Here is a 21,107-nt window from a genome sequence, read left to right as displayed (position 1 = left end):
GCCGCTCCTGGTGCTCGCGGTGGTGGCGGCGCTCGGCGCCGGTGGCGGCGGCGCCGGGCGCCCCACCGTGAACGGCCTGCCCATCGCGGGCGGCTTCGTGCTCGGCTACGTGCACTCGATCTACCGGGCGCCCTCGGCGGAGGTGTTCAGCGTCGAGGGCCGCCGGTTCACCATGCGGGCGGTCGTCTCGTCCAACGACAGCGTGCTCGACTACTACGCGCTCGACGGCGCCCGGTCCCGCACGCCGGACGGCTCGTGGGTGCTGAGACTGGCCGTCCCCGTCACGTACGAGGAGTTGTCGTTGCTGACCACCTCCATCGGCCGCAGGACCCTGGTGGCGGGCGGCCGATGCCTGCCCCTCTTCCCGCCCTCGGGGGCGGCCGAGGTGCGGCTGGCGGTGGAGACGCGGCCGGGCGGCCGGAGCGAGCCCTGCGAGCCCCCGTTCGACGGGCCCGTGTTCGGCCGCTACAGCCAGTCCCTCTTCTTGAACACCACGTAGAGGCCCACGGACGTCACCGCGACCAGGGCGCTGGAGAACCAGACGCCCCACATCTGGCCGAAGCCGGGGTAGGGCACGTTCATGCCGTAGAAACCGGTGATCATCGTGGGGACTGCGATGATCGCGGCCCAGCCCGTGACCCGCTTCATGATCATGTTCAGCCGGAAGCCCTGCTGGGTGAGACGGGTCTCGCGGACGTTCGCGAGCATGTCGCGGATCGACTCCACCCATTCGGAGACGCGCAGCACGTGGTCGTAGACGTCCTCGTAATAAGGCGCCATCTCGGGGTCGGCGATGAAGTCCTGGTCGTGGTGGAGCAGGGTGGTCACCACCTCGCGCATGGGGAGCGCGATCTTGCGGAGGCGGGTGGTGTTCTTGCGCAGGACGTACATGAGGCGCTGCAACTCCTTGCCGTTGTGCACCTCGTCCTCGAACACCGACTCCTCCAGCTCCTCCGTCTGCCCGTCGATGTCCTGGACCAGGTCGAACTGGCTGTCGACCACGTAGTCGAGCACGCCGTGCAGCAGGAACGACACGCCGTGCGGGGCCAGGCGAGGGGCGGCGTCCCAGCGTTTGACGACCTCGCCGATGTCGAAGTGGTCGCTCTCGCGCACGGTGACCAGGGCGTTCTTGGTGACGAACATGTTGACCTCGACGGGGTCGAGCCGTCCGTCGTCGAAGTGCACGCCGTACACCGTGATGAACAGGTGGTTGTCGTAAATATCGACCTTCGGCCGTTGATGGTCGCTCAGCACGTCCTCGACCGCCAGCTCGTGCAGCCCCAGCTCCTCCCCGATCGCGGCGAGGTCGGCGGCCGACGGCGCGCACAGGTCGAACCAGACCGTGTTCTCCGCATCCACGACGTAGTCGGAGACCTCCTCGATCGGGAAGCCTTCCTTCTCCAGGACACCGTTGCGGTACAGACGTGTATGCACTAGAGGAGTCTGGCAAATCGTCTCGCGTTACGCACAGCCGCTCCGCCCTGATCGTTGTTGAAATAGACGTAGGCATCCTGCCAGCCCGCCTCGCGCACCCTGGCCGCCCACGTCCTCAGCGCGGTCTCGCCGTACGCGCTCCCGGCCGAGCCCTCGTGCAGGCGCACGTAACCCCAATCGGCGGTACGCCAGAACGGGCTCTGCGGCCTGCTGCGGCGATCCGCCCAGCACAGGGCCGCCCGGTGGGCGAGAAGGATCTCCCGCACCTCCTCCGTCCACCAGGACGCGTGCCGGGGCTCGACCGCCACCCGCACGTCCCGCGGAAAGCAGCCCAGGCACCTGTCGAGCCTGCCCGGGTCGGCCTTCAGCGTCGGCGGGAGCTGCAGCAGGATCGGGCCGAGCTTCTCCTTCAGCGCCGAGGCCGCGTCCATCAGGCGCCGCACGGGCTCCTCCGGATCGGCCAGCCGCTTGATGTGGGTCAGGAACCTGCTGGCCTTCACGGCCATCACGAACCCGCCGGGCGTGCGGTCGCGCCAACCGGCGAACGTCTCGGCCGAGGGCAGCCGGTAGAAGGCGTTGTTGCTCTCCACGGTCGGGAACGCCCGCGCGTACTCCTCCAGCCAGAGCCGCTGCGGCACGTCCTGCGGATACAGGACCCCGCGCCAGTCCTTGTACTGCCACCCCGAGGTGCCCACCAGCCATGCCATGCGGGACGACTACCCCGCCCGCCGCCGTGCAGTACTGTCGTCAGCCGAGGAGGACCAACACACCGATGGGCGCGAACCATGCGCACGGCCCTGCCCTGCCCGGCTCGCGGCGGACGATCATGGCGAGTCTGGCCGTGCTGGTGCCGCTGGCGATCGTCACACTGGCCGCTCTGCTGTGGCTCTGGCCGGACGGGCGGCAGGACCCCGGCGCTGCGCAGGCCGGTGTCGAGCGGCTCACCGCCACGGTCACCACCGTCACGCTCAAGCGCTGCCCGGCCGCCTCCGCGGGCGCGCCCCAGCCCGACCCGGCCACCTGCGGGAACGCCACCGTCCGGGTCCACGACGGGCCCGACTCGGGCAAGGACGCCGCGCTGCGCCTGCCCAGCGGCCCCGGGGCGCAACACTTCGCGGCCGGCGACGACGTCATCCTGCTGCGCGACTCCGAGGGCGCCTACCAGATCTCCGACCACGACCGGGCGACGCCGCTGTGGTTGTTCGGGGCGGCGTTCGCGCTGGCGGTGATCGCCTTCGGCCGCTGGCGCGGGGTCACGGCCCTGGTGGGGCTGGCGATCACGTTCGTGTTGCTGCTGACGTTCGTCATCCCGGGCATCCTGGCGGGCGAGCCGCCCATGCTGGTGGCCATCGTCGGGGCGGCGGCGATCATGCTGACGGTGCTCTACCTGACGCACGGCTTCTCGCTGCCCACGTCCATGGCCGTGCTCGGCACGCTGGCCAGCCTGACGCTCACCGGAGTGTTGTCGTACGGGGCGCTGGGGCTGGCCAGGCTCAACGGCATCACCGACGACAGCGCGCTGATGCTGGACATGAGCCTGCGGATCGACACCCAGGGGCTGCTGCTGGCCAGCATCATCATCGGCGCGCTGGGAGTGCTCGACGACGTCACGGTCACGCAGGCCGTCACGGTGGCCGAGCTCGCCCACGCCAACCCGTCGTACGGCTTCACCCGCCTCTACCGGGCGGCCGGGCGGATCGGGCGGGCGCACATCGCCTCGGTCATCAACACGATCATCCTGGCCTACGCGGGGGCGTCGCTGCCGCTGCTCCTGCTGTTCAGCATCGGGGAGCAGCCGCTGGGAGAGGTGCTGACGACGCCCGTCGTCGCGCAGGAGATCGTCCGCAGCATCGTCGGCACGCTGGGGCTCATCGCCGCCGTGCCCATCACCACCGCCCTGGCGGCGCTGGCCGCCTCCCGCCGGCCCGCCGAGCCCGCCCCCGCCGGCCCACACGGCCACCTCTCCGACCCGCACGGCCGCGTTTCCGAGCCGCACGACGACTTCTTCACCCGCCAGGATCACGAGTCCGACGACGGCTTCTTCACCCGGCCCACGCGCCAGGACGGGGTGCAGGGCGGGGTGCCGGGCGGAGGGCGATCGGCCCGGCATCGGCGCCGCACGGTCACCGGCGACCAGCCGTTCTCGGAGCGCGGTCAGTAGACCTCGGCGCTGCCGTCCACCCGCAGCTTGCGCCGGGCGCGTTCGTAGAACGTGGTGCCCAGCCGCACCACCTTCGCCGCCTCCGGCCAGGCGGTGACCGTCACGCTGTCTCCCGGGCACAGATGCCCGACCACGGCCCCGTCGACCTCCACCGCCAGCCGCCCGCTGGTGGGCAGCACCTCCAGCGTCACCTCCTCGTCGGCGGGCAGCACCAGCGCCCGGTTGAACGAGGAGTGCGCCGCCGCCGGCACCACGAGCACCGCCTCCACCCGGGGCGACACGATCGGCCCCCCGGCGGAGAAGCTGTAGGCGGTGGACCCCGTGGACGTCGCCACGATCACCGCGTCCGCCGCGAACCGCACGAAGTCGCTCCCCGCCGGGGTGACCGCCACGGCCGCCAATCCCTCGCCGGGGATCCGGACGAGCGCGATGTCGTTGAACGCGGTCACCCGCACGCCCCCGACCGTGCTCTCGATCGCCATCCGCGGCTCGATCGTGTAGCGGTGGCCGTCGATCGCGGACAGCGTGTCGGCCAGCTCGTCCACGTTGATCTCGGCCAGGAACCCGAGCCGCCCGAGATTCACCCCGAGAATCGGCGTCGGCCGCCCGGCGAGCAGCCGCATGGTCCGCAACATCGTCCCGTCACCGCCGAGCCCGACCACCAGGTCGGCCCGCTCCACGAGCGCGGCGGCGTCGACCGCCACGGCGGTGCAGTCGATCCGCCCGACCTCCTCGGGCAGCCCGAGCACGGTGACCCCCTTGCCGGCGGCCCAGCGCAGGATGGTGTCGATCGCCTTCTTGGAGTCGCGCCGCGGATGCAATACCAGCCCGACCGTCCCGATCATGCCCATGCGCACCAGCCTATGCGCCTGTTGAAGGCAGTCCTCGGGCGGCACGCGCGTCAGACGGCCAGGCCGGCCGGGACGCGGGCCTGGCGCAGCTCGAACCAGACCGTGGTCGCGCCGCCCTCGCGGACGAAGCCCCAGCGGTGGCTGAGCGCCTCGATCAGCGGCAGGCCCCGGCCACTGGTGGACTGCGCGCCCGTACGGCACACGAACGGCGCCCCGTCCGACCCCGAGTCCGCCACGGACACGCACACCGAGCGGTCCGAGCTCGTCACCGTCACCGTGAACATCCCGCCCGCCCCCGACCGGGTGTGCAGGATCGCGTTCGTGGCCAGCTCGCTGGTCAGCAGCACCACGTCGTCGTAGAGCGGATGGTCGCGGCCGAGCACGGCCGTCACGAGCCCGCGGGCCCTGGACACCTGGGAGGGGATCCCCGGCAGCCGGACCGCGAGATCGCGGGAGCCGGGCGGATCGCCACCTCCGTCGACGCGGTGAAAGTGCGACGGTGCCACGGCGACCTCCCCCAGAATCCGGGCCCCACGACCGGTCGGAAAAACCGGCGACGTCATGAGACGCGCCAGAGGGGGTCCGGAGATTATCGCGAAAAGGTAGGAATGGGCTTTCCCGTGGTCGCTTGCGTGAGTCCAGGCCGCGACCGAGTACGCTGCGATCGACGAGTCGTCTAGGCCCGTGGGGGAGCGAAGCCGTGCACAGCAGCCTACTCACCCGGCCGTCCGAGGAGGTCGCGTGAGCAGCCTGGAGGCCGTCTGGGTGCAGCCGTACGACCTGCCCGGGGCGGCGGTCGTGACCGGGGTCTTCGACATCCTGCACGTCGGCCACGTCCGCTATCTGGGCGAGGTGGCCGGGCGCGGGCTGCCGCTGGTCGTGGGCGTCGAGGACGATCCGCGCGTACGGGCGTGGAAGGGGCCGAGCCGGCCGTTCAACCCGTCGGGGGAGCGGGCCGAGGTGCTGGCCGCGCTGCGCTTCGTGACCGGTGTGTTCATCGTCACGGGGCCGCCGGACGCGCACGGGCCCGAGGACTACATCGACCTGCTCGCGCCGATGCGCCCGGCGGCGCTCGCGCACACGGCGGGCGATCCGCACGCCGGCGCCCGCGCCGCCGCCGCCGCCCTGCTGGGGGCCGAGTGCTGGGAGTTGTCGGCCATCCCCGACCGGTCCACGACCCGGATCGTGAACGCCGCGGGAAAGGGCTGACGGCCTGGCGGGGTGCCATGATCGCGTAGGCTTTCGAGACATGATGGCCGACCTGGTGGCGCGACGGGTGACCAATGTGCTGGCGCCGCAAGTGCTGGTCATCGTCATGCCGCCGGCCGTCGGCCTGCTCGCGCAGGGGTGGAGCGGTGCGGCGTGGGGGCTGGTGGCCTCGGCGTTCTGCGGCGGCGTCCCGGCGGCGGTGATCGCCGTCGGCGTGCGCTCGGGCCGGCTCGACTCCCACCACATCGTCGACCGCACCCGCCGCACGGGCCCGCTGCTCGCCGCCGTGGCCGCCGTGCTGGTGGCCCTCGCGCTGCTGGTCGTGATGGGCGCGCCGACACTGCTCGTGGCCACCGTGACCGCGATGCTCGTGGCGCTGGCCGTGACCGTGCCGATCACGCTGCGCTGGAAGATCTCCTTCCACGCCGCCGTCTCGGCCGGCACCGTCGTGGTGCTCGCGCACGTGCTCCCGTTCTGGCCGGCCGCGATCGTCGGCGCCGCCGTCGTGGCGCTGGTCTGCTGGGCCCGGGTGCGCCTCGCGCACCACACCTTGGCCCAGGTCGTCGCGGGTGCGGTGGCCGGCACCCTGACGACGTGGGCGACGCTGGTGGCCTTCGGCCTGGAATAGGCGCGGTCCCGCCGGGGTTCCGCGAACATGGATGCGACGAACCGCGGCCGGGTACGCGCCGAGCGCACGGCCAAGCGTGTGAGGACCTACCTCGGCGGCCGGGTGGTGGCCGACACCACCTCCGCCCTCCTGGTGTGGGAGGTGCCCTACTACCCCACCTACTACTTCCCGCTCGAAGACGTCGACGAGGCCGCGCTCAAGGCGACCGGAGCCGTCGAGCACTCGCCGAGCAGGGGCGACGCCGTGGTCTACACGGTCGCCTCCGGCACGAAGGAGGCCGACGGCGCGGCCCTGGCCTATCCGGAGTCGCCGCTGGAGCAGATCCGCGGCCACGTCCGCTTCGCGTGGGACGCGATGGACGCCTGGTTCGAGGAGGACGAGCAGGTCTACTTCCACCCGCGCGACCCGTACACCCGGGTGGACGTCCTGCCGAGCTCGCGGCACGTGCGGGTGGAGGTGGACGGCGTCACCGTCGCCGACTCCCGCAACGCCCGCATCCTCTTCGAGACCGGGCTGCCCGCCCGCTACTACCTGCCGAAGACGGACGTGCGCCTCGACCTGCTGGAGGCCACGGACACCGCCACCCACTGCCCCTACAAGGGGACGGCGGAATACTGGTCGGTGAACGGCAAGAAGGACCTGGCCTGGTCCTACCGGACGCCGCTGCCGGAGAGCGAGCGGGTGGCCGGGCTGATCGCGTTCTACAACGAGAAGCTCGACATCTACCTCGACGGTGAGCTGGAGGAGCGCCCGAAGAGCAAGTTCGGCTGAGTTGACAGGCGGCCCGCCGATATAACACCCTTTCACTATTCGAATAGTGAAAGGGTGTTTTCGTGATCGAGTTCCAGCTCGACCGGGGCTCCGGCGTGTCGACGTACCTGCAGCTCGTCCACCAGGTGAAGCAGGCGCTCAGGCTCGGCACGCTGCGGCCGGGTGACCAGCTCCCCACCGCCCGCGAGGTGGTCGAGAGCCTGGCCATCAACCCCAACACCGTGCTCAAGGCCTACCGCGAGCTGGAGCGCGCGGGGCTGGTCGAGGGGCGGCCGGGGCTGGGGACGTTCGTGCGGCAGGGCATCCGCGACGCGACGCTCGCCGATCACACCCGCCTGCGGCGCGGGCTGGAGTCGTGGGTGCGCGAGGCCAGGCAGGCGGGGCTCGACCAGGAGGATCTGCGGGCGCTGTTCGCCGTGGTGCTGGCCGACGCCGCGAAGGAGGGGGCCGCGTGAGGCCCGCGCTGGAGGCCACCGGGCTCGGCGTGCGCTACCGCCGCTCGTGGGCGTTACGCGACTGCTCGCTGGCCGTGCCGGCCGGCCGGGTGGCGGCGCTGGTCGGGCCGAACGGCGCGGGCAAGACCACCCTCATGCACGCCGCCGTCGGGCTGATCAGGCCCACGCGGGGACAGGTCGGCGGGCCCGGCGAGGTGGCGTTCGTGGCTCAGGACAAGCCGCTGTACGACGGGTTCACGGTCGGCGAGACGCTCACGTTCGGCCGCCGGACGAACACCCGCTGGGACGAGCGGTCCGCCCGCGACCGGCTCGGCGCGCTGGGGATCCCGCTCGATCGCAAGGCGGGCGGGTTGTCGGGCGGGCAGCGGGCGCAGGTGGCGCTCACGCTCGCGCTGGCCCGGCGCCCCGACCTGCTCGTGCTGGACGAGCCGCTGGCCAACCTGGACCCGCTGGCCCGGCACGACGTCATGCGCGCGATCATGGCCGAGGTGGCGGGGCGGGAGCTGACCGTGCTGCTGTCCTCGCACGTCGTCTCCGATCTGCGCGACACCTGCGACTGGCTCATCGTGCTGAACGGCGGCCGTCTCCAGGTCAGCGGCGACATCGACGAGCTGCTCGACGGGCACCACGTGCTGACCGGGCCCGCCGAGCTGGCCGACCGGCTGCCGGCCGGGACGGAGGTGGTGAGCGCGGGCCGAACGGGCCGGCAGGCCGGCCTGCTCGTCAGGGGCGCGCCGCCGCTCGATCCGCGCTGGCGGGCGCGGCGCGCGGGGCTGGAGGAGCTCGTCGTGGGCTATCTGCGCAGCCCCGGGTCGGCGGCGCTGCCCGGCCTGGCGGAGGTGGGCGCGTGATCTGGCTGACCTGGCGCCAGCACCGGGCGCAGATCCTTCTGACGGCCGCCTTCCTGGTGCTGCTGGGGGCGCTGCTGCTCGCGTCCGCGATCGAGGCCGGGGCCTACCTCGGCGAGCACGCCCCGCCCGGCTGCCCGGGGCCGGCGGTGGCCTGCGGCGACCTCGCGGTGGCGCTGGGACGGCGCTACGACGCGGTCTACTCCGTGTTCGGCTGGATGCCGCTGGTGGCGCCCGCGCTGATCGGCGCGTTCTGGGGAGCGCCGCTGCTCGGCCGCGAGTACGAACGCGGCACCCACCGGCTGGCCTGGACCCAGTCCGTGCCCGTGTGGCGCTGGCTGGCGGTCAAACTGTCCGTGCTGGGCGGGGCGGTCGTGGCGGGCGGGCTGCTGCTGTCGCTGATGGTGAGCCTGTGGCGGCCGGTGTTCCGCGACGGCATCGACTCCTCCTTCGGCAACATCGGCGTGTTCAACATGGTCGGGGTGGCGCCGGCGGCGTGGTGGCTCTACGCGTTCGCGCTCGGCGCGGCGGCCGGGACGGTGTTCCGGCGCACGCTGCCCGCCATGGCGGTGGTCGTGGCGGGGGTGGCGGCGACGATGTTCGTGCTGTTCGCCCTGAGCGACGGCTACGCCGAGCCCGCGCGGGCGGTGTTGTCGGGCACGGTGGTGCTGGACGACCCCGACGTCCGGCTGGTGCGCGCCGCCTGGGTGGAGCCCGCCGGGCGGGAGGTCGCCGATCCGGCCGGCAGCGGCTGCCCCCGGCGCGCGGACGCCGGGCAGAGCGACAGGAACGCGCGGGCGTGGCAGAGCTGCCTGTTCGGCAAGGGCTACACCTACGCGGTGTACTTCCATCCGCCGTCCCGGTTCTGGCGCTTCCAGTGGACCGAGGCGGGGATCCTGCTGGCCGCGTCGTCGATGCTCGGCGGCCTGGCCGTATGGCGCACACTGTGCCGGGCCGCCTGACGGGTCACCTGACGGGCCACCGCGGTGGGCCCACCGTGACGGCGCCGTGGTGGGCCTGGCGTCATGGGCCCGCCGTGGTGGGCGGCGGGCCCGCGGCGGCCGGCGCGTCAGCGCGTGGTTCCGCGCGGGTCGCGGCCGAGATAGCGCAGCAGTGTCGCCACGTCGTCGTCCCCGGTTTCGGCCGGGAGCGCCGCCGCGTACGCGCCCCAGGCGCGCAGCGGCTCGACGATCTCCTTGGCGACCTTCAGCAGGGGCCGGGCCAGCTCGGGCGTGAGCGGTGACGGCCCGCCGGTGGCCACGGCGATGTCCCAGGCGTGCACGGCCGCGTCGAGGGCGCACGCCGTCGAGCCGGACCACGGCGTCATCTTGTGCGGCGGCACCGGCGTCGCCACCTCGGCGGCGTCCGGGTCGACCGCGGCCCACGCCGCGGCCGAGCGCGCCAGCGCCTCCTCCAGAACCTGCGACGGGTTCGCCACCGGCCCGCCCGGAGGGTCGAACGGGTCGAACGACGGACCCGGCTCGCCGGTCAGCGCCGACGCGAAGCCGAGCTGGTCGCCGGCCGCGTGCCGGAAGACCTTGGCGACGCTCCAGCCCGAGCAGGACGTCGGCAGGTCCCAGCCGTCGGCGGGCACGCCGCTGACGGCCTGACGCAGCGCCTCGTGCGAGGCGTCCAGGGTGTCCCAACCAGTGCTGTTCATGTGTGATGCCCCTTTCGTGGTGACATCACTCTATCAGAACGGAATGATTTGTTCCACTATTGGTGAGCGCATCACCGGGGCCGGAGCTGGGCCGCCTCCGCGATCAGGCCCTCGATCAGCCGGTCCAGGGCCCACTCGAAGTCCGCCGCCGGGTCCACGCCCCGGTCCGTGCTCCGCAGCAGCCTGCTGAAGTGCGGCAACGCCGCCGGGTCCATGTCGCGGATGTACGCGCCGACGTTCTCCTGGCCCGCGTGCACCTTCGGATCGCCGGTGAAGCCGCCGGTCGTCATCAGCAGGCAGCCGAACACCAGCCCGTTGACCGCCCCCAGCGCCCGCCACGCGCCCACCTCGTCGAACCCCGCCCGGAACAGCGCCCCCACCAGGCCGTCCATCGCCCCCAGTGCGCGTACGGAGGTCGGGTTGGACTGGTCGGTGATCAGCGCGAGCGGCACCACGGGATGGCTGCTGAAGACCCGGTAGGTGCTCAGCGCCACCTGGCGGACCTTCTCCTGCCAGGGCAGCTCGGAGTCGGGCCGCTCGACCTGCCCGAAGACCCGCTCCGCGATGCCGTCGAGGATGTCCGCCTTGTTCGAGACGTGGTTGTAGAGCGACATCGCCTCGACGCCGAGCTTCTTGGCCAGCTTGCGCATGGAGAGCCCTTCCAGGCCCACCTCGCCGGCCAGCTCCAAGGCCGCGTCCAGGACCTTCTCCCTGTTCAGCGGCTCGCGCCGTGTCATCCGTTGCTCCTCTCGCCCTTTCCCGGTTGACAAAGCTTACGGTGTATGTGTTCTACTTACGGCGTAAGCATACACTGTAAGTAGAGGAGATCGGCGAATGACGGACGTGATCGTGGCCGGTGGCGGCCCCGTGGGGTTGCTGCTGGCGTGCGAGCTCAAGCTGGCGGGGGCCGACCCGCTGGTCCTGGAGGCGGCCACGCAGGCGGTCCCCAACCGCAGCCTCGGCCTGCGCTCGCTCAACGCGCGCACCGTGCGGTCGCTGGCCCTGCGCGGGCTGGACGAGCCGGTGGCCAAGGAGCAGTGGGCGATGCTCGACGAGCTGGGCGACCGGCGCGAGCCCGCCGGGGCCGACCTGGTGGCCATGATGGTGGAGCTGCTCGGCAAGGGCCTGATGAAGGGGCACTTCAGCGGGCTGCCGCTGCTGGAGATGGAGGGCGGCGCCGACTATCTCATGCTCAAGCAGCACCGGCTGGAGGCGGTGCTCGCCGAGCGGGCGGCCGAGCTGGGGGTGCGGGTCCTGCCGGGAAGCACGGTGGCGGACGTCGTCCAGGAACCGGGCGCCGTCGTCGCGACGCTCGCCGACGGGCGGGTCTTCCGGGGCTCCTACCTGGTGGGCTGCGACGGCGGGCGCAGCGTGGTGCGGAAGCGGACGGGGTTCGCCTTCGAGGGGACGGAGGCGACCATGACCGGGCGGACCGCCGTGGCCGAGCTCGCCGACCCGGGCGCGCTCACCTCGTCGCTGCGCGGCCCCGGCGGGCTGGTGAACCTTTCGCTGGTGCCGGGCGAGGTCGCGACCATCGAGTACGCCGGCGGGCCCGGCGATCGGGACGCGCCGATGACGGCCGTGGAGCTGCAGGAGAGCCTGCGGCGGGTGACCGGGCTCGACGTGGTGGTCGAGCGGCTGGAGACCGGGATCCGCTACAGCGACAACACCCGGCACGCGGCGGCGTACCGGATGGGGCGGGTGCTGCTGGCGGGGGACGCGGCGCACGTGCACTCGCCGATCGGCGGGCAGGGGCTCAACCTGGGGCTGCAGGACGCGCTCAACCTCGGGTGGAAGCTCGCCCTGGTGGCGCGGGGGCGCGCGCCCGAGAGCCTGCTCGACACCTACACCTCCGAGCGGCATCCGGTGGCGGCCAGGGTGCTGCGCAACACCCGCGCGCAGGTGGCGCTCATGCGGCCGGGGGCGCACGTGGACGCGTTGCGGGAGGTGCTGTCGGAGGTGATGGCGCTGCCGGACGCGGGGCGGCACTTCGGCGGGATGGTCGACGGGACGGACACCGACTACGCGCCGGGGTCGGCCGATCCGCGCGTGGGACGGTTCGCGCCGGCGCTGGAGGTGGTCGAGCCCGGCGGGGGAGCGGGCCCGGCCCGTGCGCTCGCCGAGGTGCTGCGGGACGGGCTCGGGGTGCTGGTCGAGCCCGCGGGCGGGCGGCCCGGTGACGCGCCCGGCGGCGCCGTGGCCGGTCACCGGGACCGGGTGCGGGTCGTCCGCGCCGCCGCCGCCTCCGACGGTGCGGCCGGTACGGAGCCGCTGCTCGTGCGGCCCGACGGCTACGTCGCCTGGACCGGCGGATGGGACGGGCTCGGCGCGGCGCTCACCACGTGGTTCGGCCCGCCCCAATGAGGTTCGCTCCGGTGAGGTTCGGTCTGGTGATGATCGGTCTGGTGCGGCCGGGCGTCAGGTGACGCCCGGCCGGTGTGGACCGGTCAGGTGAGCAGGCGGGTGAGGACGCGGGTGCCGAACTCCAGGCCCTCCACCGGCACCCGCTCGTCCTTCCCGTGGAACATGCCGAAGTAGTCGAGGTCGGGCCGGAGCATGAGCGGCGCGAACCCGTACCCCTTGATGCCGATCCGGGCGAACGACTTGGCGTCGGTGCCGCCGCTCATCACGTACGGGACCGGCCGCGCCAGCGGATCCTCGGCCACCAGCGACCCGGCCAGCTCGTCGAAGAACGGCGACGGGAACGGCGCGTCCGGCGCGTCCTCCAGGTTGACGAACTCCCGGGTGATCTTGGGCCCGAGCAGCGCGTCGATCGTCTCCAGGAACTCCTGCCGCTGGCCCGGCAGATAGCGACCGTCCACGTGCGCCTCGGCGGTGGAGGGCACCACGTTCACCTTGTAGCCGGCGTCCAGCATCGTCGGGTTGGCCGAGTTGCGGATCTGGCTCCTGAACAGGCCGCCGAGCGGGCCGAGCCGGGTCGCCTCGGCGTCCAGGCGGTCGAGGTCGATCGACTGGCCGGTGATCTCCGACAGGCTCTGGAGGAGGGCCGCGACCGGCGGCGTCAGGCGTACCGGCCAGGAATGGGCGGCCACCCGCGACAAGGCGTGCACGAGCGTCGCGACCGGGTTGTCCACGGGCGGGCGCGAGCCGTGGCCGGCCACGCCGTGCGCGGTGAGCTTCATCCACGCGGTGCCCCGCTCGCCGACGGCGATCGGATAGACCCGGTGCTCGCCCGAGGCCACGCTGAAGCCGCCCGACTCGCTGATCGCCTCGGTCACGCCGTCGAACAGCTCGCGGTGCTCGGTGACCGCGTGCCGCGAGCCGTAGTCGCCGGTCGCCTCCTCGTCCGCCAGGAACGCCAGCACCAGGTCACGCCTGGGCCGCACGCCGCGCGCGGCCAGGTCGAGCACCGTGGCGAGGGTCATCGCGCACGAGCCTTTCATGTCGACCGCGCCCCGGCCGTACACGCAGCCGTCCGTGATCTCCCCGGAGAACGGGTGCATCCGCCACTCGGCCGGGTCGGCGGGCACCACGTCGAGGTGGCCGTGGATCAGCAGCGCGTCGGAGGAGTCGCCGTCGATCCTGGCCACGACGGTGGTCCGCTTCGGCGCCGACTCGAACACCACCGGCGCCAGTCCCGCGTCCGCGAGCAGCGTGGCGACGTATTCGGCCGCCGGGCGCTCACCCGAGCCCGGGTTGGTGGTGTCGAACCTGATCAGATCCGAGCAGATCTCGGCAACGCTCTTCACGCTCTTCCTTTCAATGTGAGCGGCGGCACCCCGGGCGTCTCCATGCCGAAGAGCAACCCGTAGAAGGCCAGCTCGGCCTCCAGCACCGCGACGATGGTCTCTTCCCTGCGCCAGCCGTGCTGCTCGCCGGGGAAGGTGAGCAGGGCCCAGCTCTTGCCGTGCCTGTCCAGCTCGGCGGTGAACCGCTCGGCCTGGCCGACGTCCACGATCGCGTCCTCCAGCCCGTGCAGCATGAGGCACGGGCCCGAGGCGCGGCCGGCGTTCAGCAGCGGGGAGCGCTCGGTGTAGCGCTCGCGCGTCTCGGGCAGCGGGCCCACCAGGCCGTCCAGGTAGCGGGACTCGAAGTCGTGCGTCTCGGCCGCCCAGCTCTCCGGGTCGGTGATCGCGTAGTGCGCGACCCCGCCCGCGAACACGTCGCTGTGCACGAGCGCCGCCACCGTGGTCCAGCCGCCGGCGCTGCCGCCCCGGATGGCCAGCTTGGCGGCGTCCGCCCGGCCCAGCTCCACCAGGCCGCGCGCCACCTTGGCGCAGTCCTGCACGTCCACCACGCCCCACTGGTGGCGCAGCCGCTCGCGGTAGGCGCGGCCGTAGCCGGTCGAGCCGCCGTAGTTCACCACGGCGACGCCGATCCCCCTGCTGGTGAAGTAGGCGATCTCCAGGTCCAGCACGATGGGGAGGTTGCCGGTCGGGCCGCCGTGCACGAAGATCACGTACGGTTGCGGGCCCTGGCCGCCGGCCGGCGGGTAGAGGTGCGCGTGCACGCCCTCGACGGTCACCGTCTCGGGGGTGGGGAGCAGGGCGCGGTCAGGCAGCGGCTTGGGGGCCGACACCACCTCGTGGGCGCCGTCGCCGAGGTCGACCAGCCGCACCTCCATCGGCGTGTACGGCGTCGCCCCCACGGCCGCCGCCTTGCCGCCCGCCGCCGACACGCTCGACGCCCAGTGGGTGGCGGAGCCGCCCAGCTCCGTCAGGTCGCCGCTCTCCGGGTCCAGCACGCCGAGGCGGCGGTGGTCCGCGGTGCCGTAGACCACGGCCAGGCGGCCGTCCCCGGCCACCGCCAGGTACGACATGCCCGGCTTCCAGGCCGCGCCGCCGAACTCCAGCTCCATCGGGGTCAGGTTGCGGCCGGGGGAGCCGTCGAGGGGGATCAGGTGGATGTTCCACCAGCCGGTGGGGTCGGTGGCCGCGTACAGGGTGGCGTCGTCGCGCCACTCGGCCTGGGCGACCGACTCCTGCGGGCCGCCGGCGACCACCCGGTGCTCGCCCGCCGTGCCGTCGCCGGCCAGGGGGGCCACGCAGAGCTCGGTGCCGTCCCAGGGCATGTTCGGGTGGTCCCAGCCGATCCAGGCGACGTTTCGCCCGTCGGGCGAAATTCTGGGATTCATCAGGAAATGGTGGGCTTTGAGGATCACGGTGAGCGGGCCGCCGTCCAGAGGCACCGCCACCAGGTCGCGCACGTCGTGCGTCTCGCGCACCGCCCACACCTCGTCCCGGCCGGGAGGCAGGTAGAGGTCGGCGTACCGGGCGGGGCCCTCCGGGGTGATCGGCTCGGGCGTGCCGCCGGCGTCGAGGCGGTAAAGGCGCTGGTCGGCCCAGTTCGTGAAGACGAGGCCGCCGCCGGGCAGGGGGCGCCAGGAGCGGCCGCCGTACTCGATGACCCGGTTGCGCGCGTTCCAGCCCGGAGGCAGCGCGTCGACGCGGGAGCCGTCCGGCAGGCGGCGCACCACGCAGCGCCGGCCGCCCTCGTGCGGACGCGGCTCGTCCCACCAGGCCTCGACGCCGGCGGGCGTGGCCACCGCCTCCACCCACTGGGGGCCGCCGTCGGTACGGGCCACGTCGATCGGTCGAATGCTCATCAACTCACCAATTGCCGTCGGTACAAAGAGGAAGCGCATGTTCGGGCGGATGGAGCACGTACGCGATGCCGCCGCTGCCCGAGCTCCTGAGCCACACGTTCTCGAACGCGGCCCGCGGATAGACCCTGCGCACCTCGTCCTGGCCGGGCGCGGCAGGATCGTTCACGACGACGTCGCCCTCGGCCGTGAAACCGGTGACGACCAGGATGTGCCCGTTGGTGGAGAAACCGGAGCCGGGCAGCTCGTGCGCCTTGAACGACTGTGACGTGATCACCGGGATCCCGGCCCGTACGAACGACTCCAGCTCCACCGCCGAGCGCAGCCGCGTCACGAACCCGGCCAGCCCGAACCGTCCCGCGTACGCCACGTTGAACGGCCAGTTGCCCGTGCCCTGGTAGCTCTCGTCGTAGGCGCCCCTGGCCGCGTCGGCCACGATCGGCGCCGGATCGCCGTCGCCCGCCCAGGCCAGCTCGTCCGGGCCGGGGCCGCGCCCCCAGAACCCGAGGACCATGGCCACCGAGGCGGGGCTGCACCAGTTGGCCCCGCCGCCGTCCCACCGCGGATGGCGCCCGGCGTGCGCGTACTGCGAGTGCCGGGGCACCGCCAGCTCCACCGGCCCTTCCCGGCCGAAGACGCTCGGCGCCGCGGGCCGCCGCGGCAGCGCCGACGCCATCACGCCCAGTCCGGTCACGCGGGCGCCCGCGCCGTGCCGGGTGACCCGCACCTGGTACGCGACCACCGGCCGCCTGGCCACGAACGTGTCCACCGCCACGTCGCCATCCTCGTCCCCCTGGCCCGGAACCGACGTGCGCGGCTCGCCGTGCTCGGACCAGCGGCCCATGACGTACCACTTGGTGAGCCCGCCCGCGGCGGTCCTGGCCCGCAGCTCCACCTCGATCCAGGCGCCGGGCGGGGTGCGCGCGGTCCACGAGGGCACGAGCTGGGTGGCGGCGAAGCCGATCCGGCTCTCCTCGCCCGTCCAGACCGGCTCGGGGGTCACGGGCACGGCGAAGCGGGTGAAGACGACGCGCGCCAGATCGACGGTGAGCACCAGGCACATTGTGGTTTCGCACACCATGTCGCACATCGGATGGTTTACGTACCAGCCCGATTGTGTCGGTGATGATCTCTATCGTTCGGGGCATGACTCAAGCGGTACAGGCCTACTCCTACGCCGGTCCCTCCGTGCTGGCCGACGGCAGACTCGGGCTTTCGACCTCCGGTGGGACCGCGTTATCCGGCCCCCAGCCCCATCCCCGGTTCTTCAGCGGGCTGCTCACCCAGGCCGCCCCCGCCGCGGCCGGGCTGCTCGCCGTCGCCGACGTGGCGCTCACCCGCTACCACCAGCCCAGGCCCGGCTGGACCCGCGACCCGGTGGTCACCTGTGACGGCGGGCGGTTGCGGTTCGAGTCGTTCTCAGCCTGCGGCGGCGTCTACGCCCGGCTCGACGTGCAGGAGCTCGACGGCGACGTGCTCGACCGCGGCACCACCAACGTCGACGTCAACGGGCCGCTGCGCGAGGCGCTGGCCAGGGTGGGCGGCCGTGACCCGCTGCACCTGGGCGTCGGCCCCGACGAGCTGGCGGTCACCACGCTCGGCGGCGCCGTCGTGGAGAAGAAGGTGCCGCTGCCGACGCGGTGGCTGCGGGGGTTCGCGGAGGTGCAGGTGATCGCGGCGGGGTTCGACCTGCGGGCCGAGCTGACCGGCCCGCACGCCGTACGCTTCCTGCGCTCCCTCCCGCGCGCCGCCCGCGCCACCGTCTGGGCCGTCCCGGCGGGCCGCGACCTGCGCCTGGCCGCGGGCCCCGCACGCGGCGGCGTCTGCCTGTCGGGCGCCGGGCGGATCGCCACGCTGATGCCGCTGCTCCGCTTCGCCAAGGCCCTGCGCGTGTACGGCCCGGCCGACGGCTCCTCCACCGCCAGTGCCTGGGAGCTGGAGCTGCCCGGCATGCGTTACACGCTCGCCGTCTCCCCCGAGCCGTGGCGCGGCTTCTCCGGCGAGGGCGCCGTCCTGTCCGACCTGGCCACCGACGAGGCCGCCGGAGACGCCGACGTGGTCGGCATGCTGCTCAACTTCGAGCCGACGGTCGAGCTGGGGCTGCTCGCCGACCGCTCGGGCCTGCCCCTCGATCGGGTGCGCGCGGCGCTCACCCAGCTCGGCACGGCCGGGCGGGTGGGCTACGACCTGCACGAGGCGGCCCACTTCCATCGCGAGCTGCCCTACGACCGGGAGCAGGTGGCCGGGCTCAACCCCCGGCTGACGGCGGCGCGGGCACTGGCGGAGTCGGGAGCCGTGCGGCTGGACGGCGACTCCGCCGAGGTCACCACGGAGGGCGGGGTGCGGCGGGTGCGCGTCACCGAAGGGTCCTGCACGTGCCCGTGGTGGTTCGACCACCGGGGGGCGCGGGGCCCGTGCAAGCACGTGCTGGCGGCCCGCATCGCCGCCCGCCTCCCGGCCGAGGTGACCGCGTGACCCCGGGACTCACGACCCCGGCGCCCACCACCCCGGCGCCCACGACTCCGGCGCCCACCACTCTGGGGCACGCCGGTCCCGGGTCTGGGGCGTCCGGGGTGTGGGGAGCGGTGGTGGCGGCCATTGACACGGGGGACCCCGAGCGGGTGGCCGCGTGTGTGCTCGCCCTCGACGACCCTGCTCGTCGCGAGGTGGCCGCCGCGCTGCCCGCGTACATCGCCGTGGCGGAGAGACGCGCCGAGACCAGGCGGCAGGAGCGCGTGACCCGGCACGAACGCAAGAGCGAAGCCGCGTGGCAGGAGCACCTCCGCAAGACCACCGGCCGTATCGTCCACGACCACGAACGCCGGCGTTGGGACGCCCCCTGGAACTCGCCCTCGCCCCCTTCCCCCGACGAGGACTGGATCGGCCCCCTGCGGGTGGCGGGCGCGGCGACCATCGGCAGCGTCATGGCGGTGGTGAACTGGCTTCACCGCCGTGATTTCCAGAGCCGCTGGAACGAGGCGGCCGACACCCCGGCCGTCCTCGAACGGGTGCTCGCCACGCGCCCCGCCGCCTGGCAGGCCGACTTCGCCGTCCGCGCCGCTCTCAGGCTCCGCCCCAACGCCCGCAGGCGCCGCCGCCGGGACGACGACGCGGCGCTCGCCCTGGCCATGTTGCGCCGCACCGGCGCCACCCCGCCCGAACACGACCCCCTCCTCGTCGCCTGGGTGAGCCGCAGCCCTGGCACCTCCGCCGACCTGCGTGGCGACCCGCTGCTCGACCGGCTGCTGCCCAGGATGTTCGACGCCGAGGGCGTCGGCAGAACCCTGGCAGGGGAGCGCCCCGCGCCCGACACTGCTCCGGCAGGGGTGCGTGCCGTGCCGGGCACGTGGCTTGCCGCTCTCACCGAGCTGGAACGCGACGGCACCATCGGCAGGGACCTGCTGCTCGACGGTTGCCTGCGCCGGTTCCTGCGCGGCGGTCCCGCCGCAGACCTGCGCTTCTTCGTTCACCTGCATGAGCTGCTCGCGCCGGCGCCTGGTGAGGTGGCCGCGCGCGCCCGCGACTACCTGCGGCTGCTGCCCGCCGCACCCGGCCCCGTGGCGGAGCCGGCGTTGCGGCAGCTGCGCCGGCTCGGCACGCTCGACCCCGCCGAGCTGTCGCACGCGTTGCGGGCGCTGCTGCTCCGGCCGGAGCGGAAGCTGGTGACGGCCGGGCTCACGTGGTTCGACGAGGTGGCCCGCGATTCCGGCGGCGATCTCGACGAGCTGGCCCCCGCCCTCGGCCACGCCTTCACCTGCGAGTCGTCCGACGTGCAGGGCCGGGCCGTGCGGATGGCGGTCAAGCACGCCAAGCGGTTCACGGGCACGGGCGCGCAGGCCATCCGCGCCTCGATCGGCCTGCTGCCGGCGGAGCTGGGGGAGACGCTGTCGGCGGTGTTCGGCGGGGAGACGGCCGCAGGGACGGCCGGGGAGAGGGCAGGGGGGACGGCGGACCAGGACGGGTTCACGCCCGTGCCGCTGCCCCGACCGGAGCCGGCCGGGCCGTTTCCGGCGCCTGTCCGGAGCGTGGCGGAGCTGGGGGAGTGGCCGGACAGGGCCGGGTGGGTGGCCACCGAGTCGTGGCTGGCGGCGATCGTCCGGCTGCACGGCAGCGATCGGGAAGGGCTCGCGGCGAAGTTGTTCGGAGGACGGCCGCCCGGTCACCCGCCGGAACGCCCGTGGTCTCTACCGTGGACGTGGTGCCGGGAGATCGTCAGGCTGATCCTGACCCGCGCAGGCTCATCGGCCACGTCCCCAGGTGCCCCTCCCGCTCTCGTCGCCGCGTCCATGGCCACGACCTCTGCCCGTGCCGCCACTTCTGGCGCCGTGTCCGGTGCCGCGCCCTCTGCTCGTGTCTCTGCTCCCGGCGTGACCGCCGGTGGCTGGAAGGGCGGTGACGCCGGAGAGGGTCGGCTGCCCGGACCGTCCGGGGTTTCGGCGCCGCACCTGTTCCTGTTGCGGCGCTTCGCCGAGGTGCACGCGGCGATCGAGGCCGGGGTGGCGCTTCCGCCGTACCTGCTGGCCGAGCCCACCGGGCGGACCGGTCACGTGGACGCGGAGGAGCTGGTCGAGCGGCTGGCGGGCTATGAGCGTTCAGGCGTCGAGGCCATGCCCGCCGACCTGCAGCAGGCGCTTCTGCGGCTCCCGCGCGAGATCGCGCCCGAGGTGGTGGCGCGGGCCGCCGCGCTGACCTCGGAGGCGGGCCGGGCGGCCGCACGCTGGATGGACGGCGGGCGTCCTGATCCCGTCGCCGAGGTCGGCTGGATGGACGGCGGCGCGGAGGAATACCGTGACGACCGCGAACCGGCCCGGCTCGGAGGCGTCTGGCTGGTGCCGCGGCTCCATGTCGCGCCGACGGGTCTGCCGCTCATCGACGGCCTGTTCGCCCATCCCGGTCACGGCCGCTGGGAGGAGGGCCACGGTGGGTTCCTGCCGTGGTGGCCGTACGTGATGCCGTCCCACCGGGAGGTCGTCGCCCTCCACTTCCTGCCCCTCCTGCTCGACCAGCAGGCAGCCCCCAAGATGTGTCCCGCCCTGGCGGTCCCCCTGGCGCTGGCCGCCGGGCCCGCGGGCGAGGGCCTGGCGATCGTCCAGGCGTACGCCGCGGCGGACCAGAGCTGGTCGGACTCGCCCGAGGAGCGGGCGCGGACGGTGGTCGGACCGGCGGCCCGTGGCGATCTGGCCGCCGAGGAGGTCGGGCGGCAACTGGCGCTGCTGGTGCGCCGGGCGTCGGTACGGCCGGGGCCGGCGTTCGCGACCCTGGAGAACGCCGCGGCCCAAGGGGCGCACCGGGAGGTGTGGCGGATCATGACGGGCTTCCTGCCCGTCTTCCTGCCGGGGCCAGGGGAGCGGCCGCACAGCAGGCACGCGCAGGGGCTCGCCTTCGCCCTGCGCGCGGCGCGGTGGGCCGGGGCCAGGGGAGCGCTGCCGTGCGTGGCCGAGGTCGCCGCGCGCCGGGCGTCCAGCACCTTCGTACGGGAGGCGCGCAGGCTGCACTCCTACCTGTCGTGACGCGCCACGCTGTGCCG

Annotated in this window: 20 protein-coding genes; 11 read left to right on the top strand and 9 right to left on the bottom strand. The window is 73.5% G+C overall.

Annotation, left to right across the window (positions count from 1 at the left end):
• The first annotated feature begins 10 nt into the window (after nucleotides 1-10).
• On the top strand, nucleotides 11-499 hold the full coding sequence (locus ACWD0F_RS16495) for a DUF1850 domain-containing protein (RefSeq protein ID WP_449876134.1): 489 nt from the start codon (nucleotides 11-13) through the stop codon (nucleotides 497-499).
• Here ACWD0F_RS16495 and ACWD0F_RS16490 read toward each other — a convergent pair.
• Together ACWD0F_RS16490 and ACWD0F_RS16485 are read right to left on the bottom strand one after the other, a co-directional pair.
• Nucleotides 466-1,434: a magnesium transporter CorA family protein gene (locus tag ACWD0F_RS16490; RefSeq protein ID WP_449876132.1), complete on the bottom strand. Its 969-nt coding sequence runs from the start codon at nucleotides 1,432-1,434 to the stop codon at nucleotides 466-468. The two genes, ACWD0F_RS16495 and ACWD0F_RS16490, sit on opposite strands and share 34 nt — an antisense overlap.
• Complete coding sequence (locus tag ACWD0F_RS16485; RefSeq protein ID WP_449876130.1) at nucleotides 1,434-2,141, bottom strand: DUF72 domain-containing protein; 708 nt, start codon at nucleotides 2,139-2,141, stop codon at nucleotides 1,434-1,436. The genes ACWD0F_RS16490 and ACWD0F_RS16485 overlap by 1 nt, the downstream gene beginning before the upstream one ends.
• Nucleotides 2,142-2,206: 65 nt before the next feature.
• On the opposite strand from ACWD0F_RS16485, the gene ACWD0F_RS16480 reads away from it, so the two are divergent.
• Nucleotides 2,207-3,595: a YibE/F family protein gene (locus ACWD0F_RS16480; protein ID WP_449876128.1), complete on the top strand. Its 1,389-nt coding sequence runs from the start codon at nucleotides 2,207-2,209 to the stop codon at nucleotides 3,593-3,595.
• On the opposite strand, the gene ACWD0F_RS16475 is transcribed toward ACWD0F_RS16480, so the two are convergent.
• A complete protein-coding gene (locus tag ACWD0F_RS16475) occupies nucleotides 3,589-4,446 on the bottom strand; it encodes an NAD(+)/NADH kinase (protein WP_449876126.1) in 858 nt (285 codons plus the stop codon). The genes ACWD0F_RS16480 and ACWD0F_RS16475 overlap by 7 nt on opposite strands.
• A gap of 50 nt (nucleotides 4,447-4,496) precedes the next feature.
• Complete coding sequence (locus tag ACWD0F_RS16470) at nucleotides 4,497-4,952, bottom strand: ATP-binding protein (protein ID WP_449876125.1); 456 nt, start codon at nucleotides 4,950-4,952, stop codon at nucleotides 4,497-4,499.
• Nucleotides 4,953-5,187: 235 nt separating this feature from the next.
• Between ACWD0F_RS16470 and ACWD0F_RS16465 the strand changes: the two genes are divergently transcribed.
• The 6 genes from ACWD0F_RS16465 (at nucleotide 5,188) to ACWD0F_RS16440 (ending at nucleotide 9,319) form a co-directional block, all read left to right on the top strand.
• Entirely contained in the window at nucleotides 5,188-5,655 is a 468-nt protein-coding gene (locus ACWD0F_RS16465) for an adenylyltransferase/cytidyltransferase family protein (RefSeq protein WP_449876123.1), read from the top strand.
• Between the two features lie 40 nt (nucleotides 5,656-5,695).
• Nucleotides 5,696-6,283 carry a hypothetical protein gene (locus tag ACWD0F_RS16460; protein ID WP_449876122.1) on the top strand — a complete coding sequence of 196 codons (588 nt, stop codon included), beginning with the start codon at nucleotides 5,696-5,698 and terminating at the stop codon, nucleotides 6,281-6,283.
• A 27-nt stretch (nucleotides 6,284-6,310) separates the two neighbouring features.
• Nucleotides 6,311-7,054 carry a DUF427 domain-containing protein gene (locus tag ACWD0F_RS16455; protein WP_449876121.1) on the top strand — a complete coding sequence of 248 codons (744 nt, stop codon included), beginning with the start codon at nucleotides 6,311-6,313 and terminating at the stop codon, nucleotides 7,052-7,054.
• A gap of 62 nt (nucleotides 7,055-7,116) precedes the next feature.
• Nucleotides 7,117-7,509: a GntR family transcriptional regulator gene (locus ACWD0F_RS16450; protein ID WP_449876119.1), complete on the top strand. Its 393-nt coding sequence runs from the start codon at nucleotides 7,117-7,119 to the stop codon at nucleotides 7,507-7,509.
• Nucleotides 7,506-8,360 carry an ABC transporter ATP-binding protein gene (locus ACWD0F_RS16445; RefSeq protein WP_449876117.1) on the top strand — a complete coding sequence of 285 codons (855 nt, stop codon included), beginning with the start codon at nucleotides 7,506-7,508 and terminating at the stop codon, nucleotides 8,358-8,360. The genes ACWD0F_RS16450 and ACWD0F_RS16445 overlap by 4 nt, the downstream gene beginning before the upstream one ends.
• On the top strand, nucleotides 8,357-9,319 hold the full coding sequence (locus ACWD0F_RS16440; protein WP_449876115.1) for a hypothetical protein: 963 nt from the start codon (nucleotides 8,357-8,359) through the stop codon (nucleotides 9,317-9,319). The genes ACWD0F_RS16445 and ACWD0F_RS16440 overlap by 4 nt, the downstream gene beginning before the upstream one ends.
• A gap of 107 nt (nucleotides 9,320-9,426) precedes the next feature.
• On the opposite strand, the gene ACWD0F_RS16435 is transcribed toward ACWD0F_RS16440, so the two are convergent.
• The gene (locus ACWD0F_RS16435) at nucleotides 9,427-10,017 is read right to left on the bottom strand and encodes a TIGR03086 family metal-binding protein (RefSeq protein ID WP_449876113.1); all 591 of its coding nucleotides are present in this window, start codon (nucleotides 10,015-10,017) and stop codon (nucleotides 9,427-9,429) included.
• A 71-nt stretch (nucleotides 10,018-10,088) separates the two neighbouring features.
• Nucleotides 10,089-10,754, bottom strand: coding sequence for a TetR/AcrR family transcriptional regulator C-terminal domain-containing protein (locus tag ACWD0F_RS16430; protein WP_449876111.1), 666 nt, complete (start codon nucleotides 10,752-10,754; stop codon nucleotides 10,089-10,091).
• Nucleotides 10,755-10,851: 97 nt separating this feature from the next.
• Here ACWD0F_RS16430 and ACWD0F_RS16425 point away from each other — a divergent pair, with 97 nt between their 5' ends.
• Nucleotides 10,852-12,381, top strand: a complete 1,530-nt coding sequence (locus ACWD0F_RS16425) for an FAD-dependent monooxygenase (protein ID WP_449876109.1) — start codon at nucleotides 10,852-10,854, stop codon at nucleotides 12,379-12,381.
• Between the two features lie 83 nt (nucleotides 12,382-12,464).
• Here the strand turns inward: ACWD0F_RS16425 and ACWD0F_RS16420 are convergent, their stop codons facing one another.
• Genes ACWD0F_RS16420 through ACWD0F_RS16410 form a run of 3 tightly spaced genes read right to left on the bottom strand, consistent with a single transcriptional unit; the run spans nucleotide 12,465 to nucleotide 16,643 of the window.
• Nucleotides 12,465-13,727 (bottom strand): M20/M25/M40 family metallo-hydrolase, encoded by a 1,263-nt coding sequence (locus tag ACWD0F_RS16420; protein ID WP_449876107.1) that lies wholly within the window; start codon nucleotides 13,725-13,727, stop codon nucleotides 12,465-12,467.
• Nucleotides 13,724-15,583, bottom strand: coding sequence for a prolyl oligopeptidase family serine peptidase (locus tag ACWD0F_RS16415; RefSeq protein WP_449876105.1), 1,860 nt, complete (start codon nucleotides 15,581-15,583; stop codon nucleotides 13,724-13,726). Before ACWD0F_RS16415 ends, ACWD0F_RS16420 begins: the two co-directional genes overlap by 4 nt.
• A gap of 4 nt (nucleotides 15,584-15,587) precedes the next feature.
• Nucleotides 15,588-16,643 (bottom strand): C39 family peptidase, encoded by a 1,056-nt coding sequence (locus ACWD0F_RS16410; protein ID WP_449876327.1) that lies wholly within the window; start codon nucleotides 16,641-16,643, stop codon nucleotides 15,588-15,590.
• An 83-nt stretch (nucleotides 16,644-16,726) separates the two neighbouring features.
• Between ACWD0F_RS16410 and ACWD0F_RS16405 the strand changes: the two genes are divergently transcribed.
• Entirely contained in the window at nucleotides 16,727-18,055 is a 1,329-nt protein-coding gene (locus ACWD0F_RS16405; RefSeq protein WP_449876104.1) for an SWIM zinc finger family protein, read from the top strand.
• Nucleotides 18,052-21,090: a DUF7824 domain-containing protein gene (locus ACWD0F_RS16400; protein WP_449876102.1), complete on the top strand. Its 3,039-nt coding sequence runs from the start codon at nucleotides 18,052-18,054 to the stop codon at nucleotides 21,088-21,090. Before ACWD0F_RS16405 ends, ACWD0F_RS16400 begins: the two co-directional genes overlap by 4 nt.
• The last annotated feature ends 17 nt before the right edge of the window (nucleotides 21,091-21,107 follow it).

The organism is Nonomuraea sp. NPDC002799 (assembly GCF_053592075.1).
The sequence above is the reverse complement of the archived record's forward strand: the minus strand, read 5'-3'. Positions and strand labels throughout refer to the sequence as shown.